The sequence below is a fragment of the Halodesulfovibrio aestuarii DSM 17919 = ATCC 29578 genome (assembly GCF_000384815.1).
In the GTDB taxonomy this organism is placed as follows: Bacteria; Desulfobacterota; Desulfovibrionia; order Desulfovibrionales; family Desulfovibrionaceae; genus Halodesulfovibrio; species Halodesulfovibrio aestuarii.
On the sequence record NZ_ARQF01000021.1, the window covers coordinates 323891 to 340856 of the forward strand.

The following is a 16966-nucleotide window of genomic DNA, read 5'->3' on the forward strand; positions in this document are numbered from 1 at the left end:
CTATGCGCTGGAGTCGTTTCTACATTCCTACGCTTAAGGAAGCACCTGCTGACGCAGAAGTTGTCAGTCATAAGCTGCTTACCCGTGCGGGTATGATCCGTAAACTTACATCCGGTATCTACACTTATATGCCGCTTGGTTTACGTTCCATCACCAAGGCTTCTGCTATTGTCCGTGAAGAAATGGACAAAGCAGGCGCTAATGAAGTGAGTATGCCAATGGTGCAGCCTGCCGACTTGTGGCAGGAATCTGGACGCTGGGATTTTTATGGCAAGGAATTGCTTCGCCTGAAAGATCGTCACAACCGTGACTACTGTCTTGGACCAACTCACGAGGAAGTTATTACTGATCTCGTGCGTGGTGAAGTGCGTTCCTACCGCCAGCTGCCTATGAATCTTTACCAGATTCAAACTAAGTTCCGTGATGAGGTTCGTCCTCGTTTCGGTCTTATGCGTGGTCGTGAATTCATCATGAAGGATGCTTATTCCTTCGATAAGGATCAAGATGGTCTGGATGAAAGCTACAAAGCCATGTACGCAGCATACAATGCGATTTTCACACGTATGGGACTTCAGTTCCGTCCGGTTGAAGCAGACAGCGGCTCCATCGGTGGCAGCTTCTCTCACGAATTTATGGTGCTCGCAGAAACAGGCGAAGATACTATTGTAGTATGTGATTCCTGTTCTTATGCAGCAAACGTAGAACGTGCAGAGATTCTGTGCTCTGGCGAAGAGTGCGACGCTCTTGAGACTCCAATGGAAGAAGTTTCTACTCCAAATGTACGCACCATTGAAGAAGTTTCCGGCTTCCTCAACGCACCTGCTACGGCATTTATTAAGACTCTTCTTTTTGATGCAGACGGTGAGCCTGTGGCTGCGCTTGTTCGTGGTGACAGAGAGCTTAACGACGTAAAACTCAAAAATCTGATTCAGGCTGACACTCTTGAGATGGCAACTCCTGAACAGGTTCGAGAGTGGACTGGCGCTCCTGTTGGTTTTGCAGGCCCTGTGAAACTCAACATCAAGCGTATTTACGCAGATAACGAACTGCGTTTTGCTACTGACTGGATTGTTGGTGCAAACAAAGCAGACGCACACCTTCAGCACGTTTGTCTGAAGCGTGATGTTGAGCTTACCGGCTATGCAGACCTTCGCGTTATTACTGAAAATGACGTATGTCCTAAGTGTGGTAAAGAAATCAGCCTCACTAAAGGCATTGAAGTAGGTCACGTATTCAAGCTTGGCACTAAGTATTCAGAGTCTCTTGGCTGTACTTTCCTTGATGAGAACGGCAAAGATAAAGTTATGCTCATGGGTTGTTACGGCATCGGTGTTTCCCGTGTTGTTGCTTCCTGTATTGAGCAGAACCATGATGAAAACGGTATCTGTTTCCCGCCTCCGCTTGCTCCTTTTGAAGCACTTGTTGTCAACCTCGACATTAAGAGTGACGAAGTGAACGACAAGGTAGATGAAATCTACACCTTCCTGAAAGAGCAGGGCATCGATGTTCTCGTTGATGACCGCAAAGAGCGCCCGGGCGTTAAGTTTAAAGATGCAGACCTCATCGGTATCCCAATGCAGATCGTAGTGGGCGGCCGTGGTCTTAAAAATGGCATCCTTGAAGCTAAAGATCGTCGTACCGGTGAGAAATCAGAACTGCCTGTTGAAGGCTTTGCTGAAGCATTCAAAGAGTGGAAAGAAAAAGTATACGCAGGGTGGAACATCGGTTAATCCGCCGTTCCAGTCTACATGCATACTTGTCTGATCTACTAGCGCAGTAATCAGAATAAATATGCAGTAGCTGTTATATTTGATACAATATTATGCTCCTGTTGCGCATCCACGCAGCAGGAGCGTTTTTCTAGCCTTAGCTTTCATTGCGCTAATTTGATTGCCGAATGTCTAAGCAGCTTCGTTTATTCGGGGCAAGGGAACAGTGTCCCTTTGCGGATGCAAAATGGAGCCTGCCCGTCGGAGACTAAAAATTAATGAGTCAGATTTTTACAGTCCGAGAATTAACTGACGCCCTTAAGAAGACTCTTGAGGGTGCGTTTCCGTTTGTGTGGGTACGAGGGCAAGTTTCCAACCTTTCGCGTCCAGCGTCCGGCCATATGTATTTTTCTCTCAAAGATGCAGACGCTGTGTTGAATTGTGTCTGGTTTAAGGGGAACCAACGCGGCGATGAGCGGTTCGATCCTCTTACTGGTGAAGTTTTTGAAGATGGCCCGCGTCCAAGTCTGGCTCGCACCATGCAGAATGGCACAGAGATCATGTGCGCGGGCAGACTGAATGTGTACCCGCCGCGTGGCAGCTATCAACTTGTAGTTGAACTGGCGCAGGATGTGGGACTTGGTAAGCTCTTTATGGAATTTGAAGAGCTGAAAAAAAAGCTGAGTGCTAAAGGATTCTTTGAATCCATGCGTAAGCGTTCGCTTCCGTATCATCCGGAAAAGGTGGCAGTGATTACGGCTCCTTCCGGTGCGGCTATTCAGGATTTTTTGCGTATTTCCGGTGCACGCGGCTGGGGGGCGCAGATTCGTATTTATCCTGCTCTTGTGCAGGGGGAGCTTGCAGCCGGGCAGCTGGCAGCGCAAATGGATCGAATTAATGCCGAAGGGTGGGCAGATGTTATAGTGCTTATTCGTGGCGGCGGCTCTCTTGAAGATCTATGGGCGTTTAATGATGAAACACTCGCTGAAAAAATTTTTGGTTCCGCAATTCCAGTTATCGCCGGTGTGGGGCATGAAGTTGACACGACTATTGCCGATATGACTGCGGATGTCCGCGCAGCCACACCAAGCCATGCCGCACAGTTGTTGTGGCCTGAACGCTCAATGCTGATTCAGTCTCTTGATGAGTTGGAAATCCGGCTTGCACGCAGAATAGAACAGCAGTTGGGCTCTAAGGAGCACAGCTTGACGACACTTGAGCGTGGATTGGGCTGGCTGTCCCCGCTTCAACGGTTGAAGCGTCTTGATGAGCAGTTTGTCGGGTTGACTGATCGTCTTGACAGGGCAATAGCGTTGAAGCTTGAGACTGCCGAACGTACAGTGAGTTATGGCGAAGAGCGAATAAAAAGAGCTTTTGGTGAATCTTCTATAACCTATCAGTTGCAGACGGTTCAAAGCTTGCAGCGCCGGTTGCATTGGGCAGGCGATGGCTTGCTTATAACCGCAGAACGTACGCTTGATCGTGCAGCTATTATGTTGGAAAGTCTTGATCCGCGTAAGCCACTGGAACGAGGCTACAGTCTTGTGCAGAAAGCGGACGGTACGTTTATTCGTAGCGTTGATGATGTGGCAACAGGTGAACATCTAAATGTAATGGTTGCAGATGGTTCCCTAGGGGTTCAGGTTGAAACGTTGGAAAAAAATAGGAGTGAAGGATGATTCGTCATGCAGTATTGTTGATATGTTTTGTGCTACTCAGTGCTGGTTCGGCATTAGGGGCACTCCGTATTGATCTGCCTGAAAAGGCAATGAACGGCAGGGCGTTTCTTGTTACAATACATACTGATTCCCAAGGCCCTGTACTGTTGAAATGGGATAAGAAAAATGTTTCCGTTAACTGCGAGAAAGATAGCAACGAGTACAACGGCGTAGCGTTGTTATCGCTTCCTCGTGATTTTTCAAAGAAGACGTTGCAAATTTCAGCGGTAGAAGAAACACTCGACGGTGTTAATACTGTTACGCGTACCATTCCGGTACAGCATAAAAAGTATCGCGAACAGCATCTTACCGTAGATAGAAAATATGTTGAGCTGAGTAAGAAAAATTTAGATAGATTTTATGCAGAGCGGGAAACCGTTCGGGGTATGATGAAGTCCCTTAGCGCTAATCGTATGTGGGATGCTCCCTTTGTTCGTCCTGTGGCTGGTGGTGTAAGCAGTGAGTACGGAGTGCAGCGATTTTTTAATGGTAAGCCGCGTAAGCCGCATAGCGGTATTGATTTGCGCGGTAAAAAAGGAACACCGATTAAAGCTTGTGCAGACGGTGTAGTCCGCATTGCCGCCTCGCATTTTTTCTCTGGTAATTCTGTATACATTGATCATGGGCAGGGTGTTGTGAGTATGTATTTTCATATGTCAAAATTACTTGTGCATGAAGGGGAAACGGTTAAGAAGGGGCAGAGTATCGGCGAGGTTGGAGCAACCGGTCGTGTTACAGGACCTCATCTGCATTTTGGATTGAGAGTCTCAGGTGTGCTTGTTGATCCACTCCCGCTTTTGGCAGATAAGAAATAAGAGAGTGAGTTATGGCAGCAAAAAAGAAAAATTTTGAAACGCAGTTAAAGCGGCTCCAGACTATTGTTGAATCTTTAGAGAATGGTGAGCTTGCGTTAGAGAAAAGTGTGGCGTTGTACAAGGAAGGTATGACTCTTTCTAAAGAATGCCGTACCCAGCTGGAAAACGCGCGTAATGAAATTCGCCTTTTCACAGAAGAGGGTGAAGCGCCGTTTGATGAAGAAACAACCTCTGCGATCATAACAGACTAGGTGGAATTGATAATGACTACGATGAGTGTGCAGGAGTTTAAATCCGTACTGAAGACAGAGGCTTCTTCTGTTGAAGAATATCTTTCTACCTGTCTGCACAATAGAAATATTCCTCAACGGTTGCTGGATTCAATGGAGTACAGCCTGCTTGCTGGTGGCAAGCGTTTGCGTCCTGTACTGTGCCTTGCGGTTGCAGCCATGTTCGGCGTCAAGAAAGAGCAGGTAATGCCATTTGCTTCTGCTATTGAATGCATTCACTCCTACTCGCTTATACACGATGACTTGCCAGCTATGGATGATGATGACTTGCGCCGCGGTAAGCCTTCCAACCACAAGGCGTTTGACGAAGCAACAGCCATTCTTGCCGGTGACGGTCTGTTAACAGAAGCTTTTGTTTTGATGACAGAGACTGCGGAGAATCTTCCTGCGGCTTCTGTATTAACTGCGCTTAACACCATGGCGAGTGCTGCAGGTTCCGGCGGTATGGTCGGTGGTCAGCAGCTTGATATGGATTTTACCGGCCGCAACGATGTTTCGCTTGAAGAATTGCAGACTATGCACGCAATGAAAACAGGTGCGTTGATTCGATGCTCCTGTGAGTGTGGAGCCATACTGGGTGGTGCCGGTACTGAAGATCAAGAACGCATTCGCACGTATGGAGCAAATATTGGCGCAGCGTTTCAGATTGTAGATGATATTTTGGATGAAATCGGAACTGAGGAAGAACTCGGAAAGCCTGTGGGTAGCGATATAGAGCAGGGGAAAAATACGTATCCAAGTATGCTTGGTATTGAGAAAAGCCGTGAACTTGCCCAAGGGCTTGTAAATAGTGCTGTTAAGCAGCTTGCCGTTTTTGACGGAAGTGACGCTCTTTTCCTGCGTACTCTTGCCCAGTACATTGTTGACAGAGTTTCATAAAGAGTACACTACCTTTGTCAGCATGGTTTGACGCTTCATTCCTAACTCATAGCACCCGGATTTATAATGTCTGATAAGAGCCAATCTTCTCCTCGTCTACTGGACAGCATTAATTTGCCGTCTGATGTTCGTAAGCTTGATCAAGCCCAGCTTGTTCGGCTTGCCGGGGAGTTGCGTGATGAGATAATTTCCGTAGTTTCCCAGACAGGTGGGCATCTTGCTCCTTCACTTGGAGTTGTAGAACTGACTCTTGCCTTGATGTCTGTTTTTGATTTTGACCATGACAAAGTGGTATGGGACGTAGGGCATCAGGCGTACGCCTGGAAGCTTTTGACCGGACGTAAGGATGACTTTCATACACTAAGAACAAAAGATGGTGTGAGCGGTTTTCCTAAGATGTCTGAAAGTCCGTATGACCATTTTGGCGTGGGACATTCCTCAACTTCCATCTCAGCTGCATTAGGTATGGCTGTTGCGCGTGATCTTTCCGGTAAAAAAAATGAAGTAATTTCTATTATCGGGGATGGTTCCATGACTGCCGGCCTTGCTTTTGAAGGACTCAATCAGGCAGGCCACATTGATAAGAAAATGCTCGTTATTCTTAACGATAACGAGATGTCTATCTCTAAAAATGTTGGTGCCATGTCCCATTTTATGTCCCGCAACTTGTCTTCTCGCTGGGTGCGTAGATTCAAGAAAGATATGGAGACAATCCTCAACGCGGTTCCTGCTATTGGCGAAGAGATGCTTAACTACGCCCGCCGTAGTGAGCATAGCTTAAAGAGTTTCTTTACGCCCGGAATGCTGTTTGAAGCGTTCCAATTTAACTACATGGGACCAATTGACGGACACGACATCAAAGCATTGCAACGAGCATTCAGGCTTTATCAGGATTTGGATGAGCCGGTGCTGCTGCATGTTCTCACCAAAAAAGGCAAGGGCTATGCTCCTGCTGAATCCAACCCGACTTTCTTCCATGGTGTTGGCCGGTTTGAGCCGGAAACCGGTCAGGCTCGAAAGGTTGCTCAGATTAACTCTGTGCCGACGTATACAGACGTGTTTGGTGATACCTTGTGCCAATTAGCGAAGCAGGATGACCGTATTATGGCGATTACTGCGGCTATGCCTGAAGGGACTGGAACGGCCTGTTTTGAAAAAAAATTTCCCGAGCGCTTTATTGATGTAGGCATTTGTGAACAGCATGCTGTAACTTTTGCAGCAGGGCTTGCTACACAGGGGTATCGACCTTTTGTGGCCATTTACTCCACCTTCATGCAGCGCGCGTATGATCAGATTGTGCATGATGTCTGTTTACAGAATCTGCCTGTAACGTTCTGTCTGGATCGCGGTGGGCTAGTGGGTGAAGATGGCCCTACTCATCACGGTGTATTTGATTTGAGTTTTATGCGTCACATTCCGAACATGACTGTACTGGTTCCTTCCAGCGAAGCAGAGTTGGCGGACTGTATGGCAACCGCACTCACTCATGACGGGCCGGTCGCTATCCGGTATCCGCGTGGTGCAGGGTATGGCGTTCCACTGAAAGAAAAGCCGGAACCGTTTGCTCTTGGTACTGGTGAAGTGATGATTCAGGGGGAAGGTGTTGCGGTTGTCGCTGTCGGTTCCCGCACATACCCTGCGATTGAAGCCGTGAAGGAATTTGCGGCGGAAACAGGAAAGCAGGCAACCGTGTTTAATGCACGTTGTGTAAAACCGTTGCCGGAAAAACAGTTGCTTGAACTTGTGAATACGCATCATTCTCTTGTCTTGCTCGAAGAAAATACTCTACAGGGTGGTTTTTCCTCTGCTGTGCTTGAGTTTTTATCAGATAGCGACGCACTTGGTAACTGTAAGATCAAGCGTCTGGGTATTCCGGACGAGTGGGTTGAGCACGGCACGCAAATTGAATTGCGCGAGCAACTTGGTATTAATACAAGTGGTATTAAAAAAGTTGTTCAGGAATTGTTCGATAAAAATTAGATATAAGTGGTTGTGGGTGAGGCGCTATCGCACCTATGGCTGTATAAAAACAGATATTGATGAAGCCGGAGCAGTATGCTCCGGCTTTTATATTTGAAAAAGCCAGAGAGTGGATATTCTCTGGCTTTTTACTTGAGACATGGTCGTATGTCTGATTGTGCTTAGGCTTTATGTCGCTAAAGAGATTAGCGGTTTGTGATATGGGTTTCATCGTGCGCTATGTGAGAGGGTTGGGCGCAGTATTTGTATGTGAAGTACGTGTTATAATCGCTTCCGGCTTCGGTGAGAGAGTCTTCACTGGTTGGTGAGATTGAAGGTGTCTGTTTTCGTGCTCGTCCGAGTGTTACATAGTTATCGGAAGGAATGTGCTGAAAAAGACACTGTAGGTCTTTATGGTCGGTCTCAACGCTTTGTTCATCGGTGCAGCTCTGTATATCAATATTTGTATAGGGAACTGTTGTTATATCTACGGTACTAGTTAAAAATGTCATAATTACCTCATGGCACATGCAATGAAGTTTTTGTATTGAATTATCATGCATGTGTATTTTTTGTGCATAGTAACTATGTAGTTGGTAACATGATGGCCACATTACAATGCACAGTGCATCGAATATATAACGGATAGAGTAAAAATCGATCTACAACAGCGTAGTTGAGCGACCTCATAATAATGTGACCATCATGTTACATGTAAAGAACATTACACATCTTCTAAAGCAATAGGTGTACCAAAACTTCGATCATGGTATTTCAACCAGTTGCAGCCATCATACTTTGAGAATGAAAGGTTGTGTGCAAATTATCTACTAAGATGTGTATGTATTTGCACATACTGGGAGTGAGGGATCGTACTTATGTGCATTTGTTGCGCAGCGATTGGTTATAGTCCATAGGCGCGTAAACTAGTGGTGGCCGGAGCCTGATAATAGAAAAGCCTCTCTTACATGCGTAGGAGAGGCTTTTTGTGGGTATGAGTATGTTTTAGAACGACACTACGAACATGCGGATGCCGTCTTCAAGCATTTGGACTGCCATAAAGATGAGAATTAGTCCCATAAGGCGCTCTGTTGCCCGTAAGCCTCGTTGACCTAATATTTTGGTAAGGGATGAGGCGCAGAGCAGAATTATTGCGGTAACAACCCATGACAGGAAAATAGCTGTTAACAGTTCTGCATTACCGTGTGTGCTTTCCTGAGAACGGGCTGCATAGAGCATAACTGCAGCCAGCAAGGATGGGCCTGCCAGTAGAGGAACTGCAATAGGAACAATGAACGGATCTTTTTCAAGGTCTGTTGAAGATCCATTTCCTTGTGGAAAGACCATTTTCATGGAAATGATGAGCAGGATAACACCACCCGCAATACGCAACGTAGAGTGGTGGATGTTAAGCAGACCCAGAAGATTGTCACCAAGGAACGTGAATAACAGGATGATTCCGAGCGCGATAACAAGCTCTCGAAACATTATTCGTTGTTGCTGCTTAGGCGTAAAGGCGCCTAGCATTGGTAAGCACATTGCCGCGTTACCCAGAGGATCGAAGATCAAAAAGAGTGTAACGGAGATTTCAAAAATTACCTGCCAGTTCAAATCCATCATGCCCTATAACTCCAGATATGTCGCAGACTGTGCAGCTTTTTCGGATACAGTTACAGAGTAAACACGTACTCCGTATGACTCAATACGTTTACCCAACTCTTGATAAATGAAACGGGCAAGATTTTCGGAAGAAGGGTTCATGGTATCAAACGGAGCGGTACAGTTTAAATCTTTATGATCAATAAGCTCTGTCACTTCTTTCAGCTTTGTTTTCATTACCTTGAAATCAAGCAAAATTTCAACATCTTCAGAAAGCTTGTCGCCTTCTACAACAGCTTCAACCGCAAAGTTGTGTCCGTGAATGTTTTCGCATTTACCATCGTAGTTGCGAAGTGCATGTGCGGCTGCAAAATCGGAACGCACAGTAAGCCGCCAGATACCATTAGCCATGGACAACTCCTTTCCAATTGGCAAAGTCTTTTTCGAATTGAGGGCCCGGATGAATAGAGTATGCTTCATCCAGACTGAAAATTGCATCAGAATCACTTATCATAGCCCGCACATAGACTGGTACCGGACCGTTGTGTTTTACTAAAATTTCTTTGAGGTCTGCGATGGCCTGCAAACAAAGTTTATTATGCGGTATGTCAATTGTTGTCGGCTCAAGGTTGCATTGACATGCTTCAGTGAGAGACTCAACTTTTTCACATAACAGCTTAATTTCTTTTACTGCATCTTCGTCGTCAGAATCTTCGTTGTTCTGCTGGTCACTGATTCGTGCAGTTAACAGCAGTGGCTCTTCGCTGAGGAACAACTCTTTACCTTCAGCATACGCCTCGGGAAATACAACAAGTTCGCCGGAAGCTGTAAGGTCTTCAATATCCATGAAGGCCATTTTGCTGCCTTTCTTGGTAATATGCTCTTTCATGGCAGTTACCAGAATGGCACATTTGATTTCACCGCCTTGTTCAAGGTCCAGAGCTTCTTCGAGAGGCTGCAAATGCAGGCGGTGCAGTTCGCGACGGAATGGCTGCAATGGGTGACTTGTTAAGTAGAACCCAAGAGCATCTTTCTCAAATCGCAATTTTTGCTCGTCATCAAATTCTTCAAGAGTCTGCTCTTCGCAATCAAATCCGATTCCGCCAATAACCTTTGGTTCTTCGGCGATCATAGTGAACAAAGAAACCTGATTAGAATCTTTGTCTTTTGCTTTTTTCTGCGCTTTGGCAACAACGTTGTCCAATGCAGCGAGCATGCCTCGGCGGGAAACGCCGAAGCAGTCCATTGCTCCACCTTTAATAAGGTTTTCCAGAACACGTTTGGTGACTTTGCGAAGGTTAACGCGGCAGGCAAGATCCAGCATGGATTGAAATTCTCCGTCAGCTTCGCGTGCCTCCACAATTTCTCGGATAGCTTCGTCACCTACCGTTTTAATGGCACCAAGGCCGAAAATAACTTTGCCTTCGTGTACAGTGAACTGGCGGCGCGATGCCTGTACGGTTGCTTGCTCTACGGCAACATCCATGTCGCGACATGCTGCAACATATTTAAGAACTTTATCCTGGTTCCCCATTTCAGAAGTCATAAGGGCAGCCATGAATTCTACTGGATAATGAACCTTGAGGTATGCCGTCCAGTAGGAAATAAGCGCGTACGCAGCAGAGTGGGATTTGTTGAAGCCGTATGCTGCAAACTGTTCCATGAGGTCGAAGATTTCTTCAGCCTTTTCTTTTGGAATCTCGTTTTCAGCTGCACCGGCAACAAACTTGGTACGCTCCTGCGCCATAGCGTCTGCATTCTTTTTACCCATTGCACGACGCAGCAAGTCCGCACCACCAAGGGTGTAGTTGCCGACAATCTGTGCAATTTGCATAACCTGTTCCTGATATACGATAACCCCGTATGTCGGCTTCAGGCAGTCTTCAAGAGATGGCAGCGGGTATACCACAGGGACTTCGCCATGCTTACGCTTAATAAATTCGTCAACCATACCGGAGTTCAATGGCCCCGGACGGTAGAGGGCGAGCATAGCAATAATGTCGTCGAAGCAACTCGGTTTGAGCATGCGCAAGTAGGTACGCATTCCGGAAGATTCTACCTGAAAAATACCGTCTGTGTCGCCGCGCTGGTACAGATCGTATGTCGCTTCATCATCGAATTGGAGTGTGTCGAGATCTGGTTGCGGTTTACCCGCAAAGCCGATGTTATCCACAGCGTCCTGAATAACGGTCATAGTGCGCAGACCGAGGAAGTCGAATTTTACAAGGCCGACTTGCTCAACCTTCTTCATGTCAAACTGTGTTACCCTGCCGCCTTTTTTATCTCGATACAATGGCAGGTATTCGACCATTGGTTTGTCGGAAATAACAACACCCGCGGCATGGGTGGAGGCGTGGCGGCAAAGGCCTTCCAGGCGTTGGGAAATATCGATAAGTTTTGTAACAGTAGGATCTGTACGGTAGAGGTCTGCCAGTTCAGGTTCTGCCGCCAGTGCTTTTTGGATGGTCATTTTCATTTCATCAGGGATAAGCTTGGAAATCTTATCACCTTCCTGAAATGTCAGTCCCTGAGCGCGGGCAACATCTTTGATTACCGCTTTTGCCTTCATTTTACCGAAGGTGGTGATCTGCGCAACTTTGTCTTCGCCGTACCGCTCCATTGTATAGCGGATAACTTCACCTCGACGGCGTTCGCAGAAGTCAACGTCGATATCCGGCATAGATACACGTTCAACGTTCAAGAATCGTTCGAAGAGTAAGTCGTACGGGAGAGGGTCAAGGTTGGTAATGCGCAGTGCCCATGCAACAATAGAACCCGCAGCAGAACCACGGCCCGGTCCGACAGGGATGCCGTTGTCTTTTGCCCAGTTAATAAAGTCCTGTACGATAAGGAAGTAGGCTGGGAATCCCATGTCATTAATAACTTTAAGCTCAAGCTCAAGTCGATCCCAGTAAGCTTTCTCGTCGATTTCGTATGGAACAACATCTATACGCTTTTGTAGACCCTCACGACACATGCGGCTGAATTCGTCAGCCATAGTCATGCCTTCCGGCAGTTCGTATTCAGGGAAGTAGTATTCCCCCAAAGTGAGCTTGATATCGATCTGGTCGGCAATTTTTATTGTATTAGAAATAGCTTCCGGAACATGGGCAAAGGCAGCTTTCATCTCTTCAGGAGATTTATAGTACAGTTCTGTTGTTTCGAAACGCATGCGGCGTTCGTCCTGCACTTTTGCACCGGTCTGGATACAAAGGAGAGTGTCATGTGCTTCAACGTCTGTTGCGTTCAAGTAGTGGCAGTCGTTGGTTGCCACCAACGGAAGTCCGGTGCGTTTGGACAGCTCAATGAGTTTTTCGTTGAGTTCATCCTGTTCTTTTAACCCGTTGGATTGTAACTCAAGATAGAATCTGTCCGGGAAAATTTCAGCATATTCCTGTGTAATCTCTTCTGCTTCTTCCATTGTGTGATTGAGCAGATACCGAGGGACTTCACCTGCAAGACATGCGGAAAGAGCAATGAGGTCGTCGCTGTGCTGGCGTAGTACCTCTTTACTTACACGCGGCTTGTAGTGGAAGCCGTTTACACAACCTTCTGTTACAATTTTACAAAGATTTTTGTACCCGTTTTCGTTTTTAGCAAGCAGCACCAGATGGTAGCGTTTTTTTGCAAATTCACCGGTTTTTTCTGTGTGATCGCCGTGCGAAACATATACCTCGCACCCGATAATTGGTTTAAGACCGGCTTTTTGAGCCATGAGGTAAAAGTAGACAGCACCGTACATGTTGCCATGGTCTGTAATGGCAACGGCAGGCATATTGAAATCAGAAGCTTTTTGACAAAGGTCTTCTAAACGGATAGCGCCATCAAGAAGGCTGTATTCTGTATGGCAATGTAAATGTACAAAATCTGACATGGTTCGCAACTAAGGTGGAAGGTTTCTGAGCAGTCTTTATAGAATCAGTTTTACGGAATAACAGGTACTAGTTAGTATCAAGTGAACGTAGCAGAATCACCACAGTGGGACAACTGGATTTCCCCATGTCTACTTGTACTGTTTTGAAAAAATAGAAGAATATTTTTTTATATGTACTTATGTACGCTGTATGAAGATAATCCCTCTTCGCATACATTCGAAGAGCAGGTGTAATACCGGAGGTTGTAGTGTTTGAAAAGTTCTTATCGTGGATTCAGGCTGTTGCCGAATCAAAAACTTTTGATGAAGCCATAACTAATTTTATTTCAACCAAATATGGGCAGTATGCGCTCATATTTGTTTTTTTTATGTTTATCATTATCTATCTACGAGTCCTCTTTGGCCCAAAAGGTTTTTTTAGAGAGAAAAAGTGGGACGAGTGGAATGATGAGGCAAAAGCCGAGCGTGAAGCGGAAAAAGCTGCGCGAGAGGCTGAAGCAAAAATACGTGCAGAGAAAATCGCTCAAAAAAAATAGAGACAGACATGGTTCCGGATATCACACTGTACCAAAAATGGTTTGAGCAGTATGTCGTGCCTTATGCTCAGGCAGATAGTGAAGATCGGCAATATATTGATCTGAAACGTGATCATACGTTGCGTGTATTCGATAATGCAAAGCAGATTGCTGCTTCCTTATCATTAACTTCGCGGGATATGAAAGTCGCGCTGTTAGGTGCGCTGTTCCATGATGTCGGGCGGTTTGAGCAGTTTAGGATGTATAAAACCTACAGTGACCGGAACTCCGTGAATCACGGCTTGCTTGGCAGTCGTATATTAAAATATGAAAATGTCTTAGCGAAGGAACCGAAAGAAATACAACATGCTGTAAGGGCAACTGTCGCGATGCACAATAAGCTTGCTCTTCCTAAGGGGCTTCCAGAGCATATTCGCATAGCCACAAATATCGTGCGTGACAGTGACAAACTGGATATTTTCCCTGTGCTTGTTTCTAATTTTACACATGATGGTTCAAAGAGTGATGTTGTAACAATGGGGCTTGAAGAGGGGGCAACAAAATATACTCGTCAGGTGTTGTACAAGCTTTTGCATGGTGAATCGATACGATATGATGATATGCGGTATGTAAACGATTTTAAGTTGCTTCTTGCCAGCTGGGTGTTTGGATTGGAGTATGGTGTTTCCATGCAGTTGTTACATCAACGCGGCATAATGGAACGTTTGCTTGATACCTTACCGGCGTTACCGGAAATGGAGAAGGTTAAGCGCGTTGTGCGTGAGGAAATGGAACGGGTGTTGGCTGAAGATTGTTTTGGAGAAGAAGGGGAATAGCATGAATGCCATAACCACTTTTTTATGGAAGAAGATTCTCGCAAGTACTGTTGAGCAGGCTGTGCGGCTTGTGGGTAAGGCACGTGCCCGTCGCGTACTTCTTATTGGTGAAAATACAAACGCGTTGTCACATGCCTTGAGTGATTCAGTAGAGCAACTTGAAGTTCTTAATCATAATGCGTTGCATACCTTGCTTGTCCGTTCACAAAAAAAAATACAAGCTGGGCGACCATTTTTAGACGCTAAAGACGGTTCGTTTGACCTGTGTCTTGTGAGTTTTGGTTTGCATCAAGTTGAGCCGGAAGTGGCAGAGCAGATTGTACGGGAATGTATGCGAATTGCTCCAACTGCATTGCTTATAGACTTTGCCTTGGCTGAACGGAATATAGAGTTGCCTTCCCAATATATCTGTTCGATTGCGGAACAGTTTCTTCATCGAGGACATTGGGATATTTATAAAAAGTACATACGCGTTGGTGCGTTGCACGGCATCGCGCATCGGGCGCAGACAAGTGAGTTTTCTAACATTACAATATGGGGTGGTGGCATTCGCTTGTTGTTGGTCGGGTAATGCGTGAATTTATATCCCGCTTTTTTTATTTTTATTTAAAAGGGTTGCAGTACACCTTTTGGCTAATCTTTTTCTCCTGAGATTTTCTGGGGGAAGAGGGCTGTGTTCCTTTGCGGGATGCAGGGGCAAAACCATGCCCGCTGAAGGCAACAGTTTTTCGCTAAAAAGAAAGGCACGACAGGGCGTCGTGCCTTTCTTTTTGTATTATTTTTTAGATAGCGGCTTGTTCGGTGTCACGATGTTAAACCAGAACGGGAAGTTGTCGAGCATCCCCAGAAGGTCATGAAGTTTTTTCTCGTCGCCTCTAACTGTGACTTCTTTGCTTTTTAGTGCATCATCGAGTGTGGTTTCCTGGAGGAATACCTTGTTAAGTAAGGCTCGTGGAATGTCTATAGAGAGGTCTGCCTTATCAGCAGTGCCGATGCGATTGGAGAGTGCTGAGTTACGAAGTTCCAGAACGTATTTTTCAGACGAATCAGTGAGAGCCAGATTGATTGTAATTACCTTGCCAGCGGCTTTTTCCGGATTCAAGCGTATCGCTGTGTAGTCAAGTAACATACTCGTATCTACAGCTTTAATGATATCAGGTGCCGCTGTGTTTGGAGTAGGCAGTTCCTTTACTCCATTACGTAACTCTTGCGCACCCGTCAGGTAGAAGTTGCGCCAAGGGCCGGATTCAGCTTGATAACCCAGTTGCTCCAGTGCATCCGCAACCAGCATGCGGGCTTCTTCATTTGAAGGATCAGCAAACACAACATGGTTGCCGACTTCTGCTACCCAGCGATATTCACCTTTTTCGTAAGCCTTACGTGCTTTGGTAAGTATTTCTTGCGCGCCGCCCATATATTCAACGTATTTTTTAGCAGCTTCAACAGGTGGAAGCACATGCAGGTTAGATGGGTTACCATCAAACCAGCCAAGATAGAATACGTAGGTTGCTTTTACATTATGATATACGGAACCATAGTACCCGCGCATTGCCCAATGTTGAGCCAATTTTTCCGGAAAGTGAATTTGTTCTGCGATTTGATCCGGTGTGTAGCCCATGTTGGCAAGACGGAGGGTCTGGTCGTTGATATACCGGTACCCATCCCGAGCCATTGCTAAATTTTCAATAACGGCGTCATGTCCCCATACAGGCCAGTGGTGCATGCCGTAGAGAATTTCTGCATCTTTTCCCCATAGTTGAATAGTTTCATTGAGATACTTTGACCATGCAAGAGGGTTACGAATTTTTGCACCACGCAATGTGTACGTGTTGTGTAATGTATGGGTGCAGTTTTCTGCGGCAGAAATGGCTTTAAGCTGTTTTACGTACCAATGCATTTCAGCAGGTGCTTCTGAGTCTGGAGCCATAAGAAATTCGAAATCCAGTCCGTCAATACTCATTTTTTGACCGGTTTCTTTGATAAGGTCTGTAGGGAGAATAAGGGTGATGGTCCCTGTGGATGTTGTAGTGCCGAGACCAGCGCCGACCTGTCCTTGCGGGGATGGAGGGAGCATGTTTCCATACATGTATGTAGCTCTGCGGCTCATAGCATTACCAGCATATAAGTTTTCAGAAACGGCAGCTTCGGTAAATCCTTCCGGAGCAATAATTTTCACTTTTCCGTCTCTTACATCTTTTTCGTCAATGATGCCGCGCACCCCGCCATAATGGTCAACGTGACTGTGGGAATAGAATACAGCGACAACCGGCTTTTTCGGGCGGTGGGCGTAATAGAGATCAAGCGCTGCTTTTGCCGTCTCTGTTGAAATGAGCGGGTCTATAACGATAATGCCTGTGTCGCCTTCAATGATTGTCATGTTTGAAAGGTCAGCATTGCGTATCTGGTAGAGCCTGTCACAAACTTTGAATAAGCCACCCTGCATAACCAGCTGCATTTGACGCCATAAGCTAGGGTTTACAGTCTCTGGGGATTTTTTTTGTTCAAGAACAAATTTGAATAGCTGCATGTTCCAAACGACACGGCCTTTGGCGTCCTTAATAATGCCGTTGTTTGGTAATGGCGCAACAAGACCTTTAGTGGCATCTTTAAAATCCTGTTCGTTAGCAAAAGGCAGAATTTTTAGCCATTGAGCGTTCGCTGCTTTTGTAATGTCACTTGCAGGATTTGGTGAAACATTTGCAAGCGTAGTGTTCGAAAGAAAAGGAATGGCCAGCCAGATAAAAAAGAATAGCCGTATGCCTTTCATGTTAC

14 protein-coding genes are annotated in these 16966 nt (G+C 46.0%); 9 read left to right on the plus strand and 5 right to left on the minus strand.

Annotated elements, in window-relative coordinates:
• Window positions 1-2 precede the first annotated feature (2 nt).
• From F461_RS0112240 to dxs, 6 genes are all read left to right on the plus strand, one after another.
• Window positions 3-1730 (plus strand): proline--tRNA ligase, encoded by a 1728-nt coding sequence (locus F461_RS0112240; RefSeq protein ID WP_020001458.1) that lies wholly within the window; start codon window positions 3-5, stop codon window positions 1728-1730.
• 257 nt (window positions 1731-1987) lie between these two features.
• Window positions 1988-3388, plus strand: a complete 1401-nt coding sequence (gene xseA / locus F461_RS0112245) for an exodeoxyribonuclease VII large subunit (protein WP_020001459.1) — start codon at window positions 1988-1990, stop codon at window positions 3386-3388.
• Window positions 3385-4242 (plus strand): M23 family metallopeptidase, encoded by an 858-nt coding sequence (locus F461_RS0112250; RefSeq protein ID WP_020001460.1) that lies wholly within the window; start codon window positions 3385-3387, stop codon window positions 4240-4242. Before xseA ends, F461_RS0112250 begins: the two co-directional genes overlap by 4 nt.
• A gap of 11 nt (window positions 4243-4253) precedes the next feature.
• Window positions 4254-4493 carry an exodeoxyribonuclease VII small subunit gene (gene xseB / locus F461_RS0112255; RefSeq protein ID WP_020001461.1) on the plus strand — a complete coding sequence of 80 codons (240 nt, stop codon included), beginning with the start codon at window positions 4254-4256 and terminating at the stop codon, window positions 4491-4493.
• Between the two features lie 12 nt (window positions 4494-4505).
• Window positions 4506-5411, plus strand: coding sequence for a polyprenyl synthetase family protein (locus F461_RS0112260; protein WP_020001462.1), 906 nt, complete (start codon window positions 4506-4508; stop codon window positions 5409-5411).
• A 66-nt stretch (window positions 5412-5477) separates the two neighbouring features.
• On the plus strand, window positions 5478-7391 hold the full coding sequence (gene dxs / locus F461_RS0112265) for a 1-deoxy-D-xylulose-5-phosphate synthase (RefSeq protein ID WP_020001463.1): 1914 nt from the start codon (window positions 5478-5480) through the stop codon (window positions 7389-7391).
• A gap of 185 nt (window positions 7392-7576) precedes the next feature.
• On the opposite strand, the gene F461_RS0112270 is transcribed toward dxs, so the two are convergent.
• The 4 genes from F461_RS0112270 to dnaE all read right to left on the minus strand — a co-directional run bounded on the left by F461_RS0112270 (window position 7577) and on the right by dnaE (window position 12843).
• A complete protein-coding gene (locus F461_RS0112270; protein ID WP_020001464.1) occupies window positions 7577-7882 on the minus strand; it encodes a hypothetical protein in 306 nt (101 codons plus the stop codon).
• 493 nt (window positions 7883-8375) lie between these two features.
• Window positions 8376-8990, minus strand: coding sequence for a MarC family protein (locus F461_RS0112275; protein ID WP_020001465.1), 615 nt, complete (start codon window positions 8988-8990; stop codon window positions 8376-8378).
• Window positions 8991-8993: 3 nt separating this feature from the next.
• The gene (locus F461_RS0112280; protein WP_020001466.1) at window positions 8994-9380 is read right to left on the minus strand and encodes a 6-pyruvoyl trahydropterin synthase family protein; all 387 of its coding nucleotides are present in this window, start codon (window positions 9378-9380) and stop codon (window positions 8994-8996) included.
• Window positions 9373-12843: a DNA polymerase III subunit alpha gene (gene dnaE, locus F461_RS0112285; RefSeq protein WP_020001467.1), complete on the minus strand. Its 3471-nt coding sequence runs from the start codon at window positions 12841-12843 to the stop codon at window positions 9373-9375. Before dnaE ends, F461_RS0112280 begins: the two co-directional genes overlap by 8 nt.
• A 248-nt stretch (window positions 12844-13091) precedes the next feature.
• Here dnaE and F461_RS17835 point away from each other — a divergent pair, with 248 nt between their 5' ends.
• From F461_RS17835 to F461_RS0112300, 3 genes are read left to right on the plus strand one after another with little or no spacing between them, the layout of a single operon-like run.
• The gene (locus F461_RS17835) at window positions 13092-13379 is read left to right on the plus strand and encodes a hypothetical protein (protein ID WP_020001468.1); all 288 of its coding nucleotides are present in this window, start codon (window positions 13092-13094) and stop codon (window positions 13377-13379) included.
• 8 nt (window positions 13380-13387) lie between these two features.
• Window positions 13388-14194, plus strand: a complete 807-nt coding sequence (locus F461_RS17840; protein WP_020001469.1) for an HD domain-containing protein — start codon at window positions 13388-13390, stop codon at window positions 14192-14194.
• A gap of 1 nt (window position 14195) precedes the next feature.
• Window positions 14196-14765 carry a class I SAM-dependent methyltransferase gene (locus F461_RS0112300; RefSeq protein WP_020001470.1) on the plus strand — a complete coding sequence of 190 codons (570 nt, stop codon included), beginning with the start codon at window positions 14196-14198 and terminating at the stop codon, window positions 14763-14765.
• A 204-nt stretch (window positions 14766-14969) separates the two neighbouring features.
• On the opposite strand, the gene F461_RS0112305 is transcribed toward F461_RS0112300, so the two are convergent.
• Entirely contained in the window at window positions 14970-16961 is a 1992-nt protein-coding gene (locus F461_RS0112305; protein ID WP_020001471.1) for an alkyl/aryl-sulfatase, read from the minus strand.
• Window positions 16962-16966 lie beyond the last annotated feature (5 nt).